The following is a 245-nucleotide window of genomic DNA, read 5'->3' on the forward strand; positions in this document are numbered from 1 at the left end:
CTACTGTTCGGAGAAAAGGACAGCTGACCGCAATCGAGCACTCGCCTGGTTCCTGAAGGATAGCGGCATTTTGACCACGGATGTAGAGGAGACCTTGGATCTATACTTTCGTTACTGTTCGATAGAGGTAACGGCCAAGGATGTTGCCAGGATGGGGATGGTCCTTGCCGCAGACGGAATGGATATGCAAACAGGGGAGCGGCACTTCCCAGAGGAGGTTGCGCGTATTTGCAAGACATTCATGG

General features: G+C 52.7%; 1 protein-coding gene. It reads left to right on the plus strand.

What is annotated here, in order from left to right:
* Nucleotides 1-245, plus strand: a 245-nt coding sequence (locus tag SB773_RS33975) for a glutaminase (RefSeq protein WP_410594893.1), incomplete at both ends; no start/stop codon positions are given.

This window comes from Bacillus sp. SIMBA_074 (assembly GCF_046534555.1).
GTDB classification, from domain to species: Bacteria; Bacillota; Bacilli; order Bacillales; family Bacillaceae_G; genus Bacillus_A; species Bacillus_A mycoides.